Source organism: Pseudarthrobacter leeuwenhoeki, assembly GCF_055412885.1.
In genome coordinates this window covers 1-1,314 of the sequence record NZ_JBVAYY010000043.1, presented here as the reverse complement: position 1 = coordinate 1,314, position 1,314 = coordinate 1, and the positions used below count along the sequence as shown (strand labels likewise).

Below are 1,314 nucleotides of genomic sequence, written 5' to 3'. Positions count from 1 at the left end.
CCACATCACACGGCCGCCGCTGAGCTGGTGGGAGCCCGGGATGTTCCCGGCAGTGTGCTCGGTGCGGTTGCGCACATCCAGGATCATCGCGGCCTCGAAACCCTCGAGCTCCTCGGGGGAGATGAGCTTCGGGATGCTGGTCGGCAGGGACTGGAAGCCGGTGACGTACCCGGCGACCTTGTCGATCCCGACCCGGACCAGGTGGTCCCACATCTCCTGCGCGGCGTCCTGGTCTTCAGCGAGGAGGACCAGCGGGTTCGGATCGGTTTCCGGGTTCACGACCCAGGCGCCGAAGCTGGCCACGGACTTGCCGGCCGGGACGTTCAGGGACCCGGTCACGGTGCCCTCGTGGACCTGGTCATTGGAACGGGTATCGATAAACGTCAGCGTGTCCGCGGCCAGGGCCTGGCCGACGTCGGCGAGGTCCAGTTCCTGCAGCGGGGCGCGCTCTCCCATGACGGCCGGGCCCTCACGGTTTTCCCGCTTCATCCTCCCGAAGTACGCGTGCGCGTCCGGCTGCCCGTCGAGGAGTTCATCGACGAAGCCCTGCTCGTCGTTGGCCGCCAGGTACGGGCCCCACCAGGCGTAGAGCCGCTCGTAGCCGACCGTGGAGGACGGGATCGCGCCCAGGGCCTTGCCGCAGGCACTGCCGGCACCATGGGCCGGGTGGACCTGGACATAGTCCGGGAGGGTCAGGAACTTATCGCGCAGGCTCTCAAAGAGCTGCTTGGCACCCAGGAAACGGGTGTCGACCCCGCCGGCGGCCTCATCCAGGAGGTCCGGGCGGCCCAGGTCACCGGAGAACACAAAGTCACCGGAGAGCAGGTAACCGGCCTGGTCGCTGAACGCCCCGTCAGTGACCAAAAAGGACAGGTGCTCCGGGGTGTGCCCCGGGGTATGCAGGGCCTTGAGGCTGATATTGCCCAGGGTGATCGCGTCACCATCGAACAACCGCTCCCCCTCGAACCCGTACTGCCAGTCCGGTCCGCCCTCACCCGACACGTAAATCTTCGCACCCGTCGCCGCGGCGAGCTCCCGGGTGCCGGACAGGTAATCGGCGTGGATGTGGGTCTCGGTGACCGCAACAATCTTCATGCCGTTCTTCGCCGCCAGCGCCTGGTACACCGCGATATCACGGCGCCCGTCCACCACCACCGCTTCACCCTTGGCCTGGCAGCCGATCAGGTAACTGGCCTGGGCAAGGTCCTCATCATAAATGCGTTCCAGAAGCATGTGCTCTCCTTCGTAAAGAGGTGGGGCTGAGCCCCGTCGACTACTAACAACAATAATACCCCCGGGGGTATCTTGCAAGTG

General features: G+C 65.9%; 1 protein-coding gene. It reads right to left on the bottom strand.

The features are described 5' to 3' along the window. A partial coding sequence (locus tag ACZYX4_RS17635; protein ID WP_463878400.1) for an MBL fold metallo-hydrolase occupies positions 1-1,233 on the bottom strand: 1,233 nt, incomplete at its 3' end. Between the last annotated feature and the right edge of the window lie 81 nt (positions 1,234-1,314).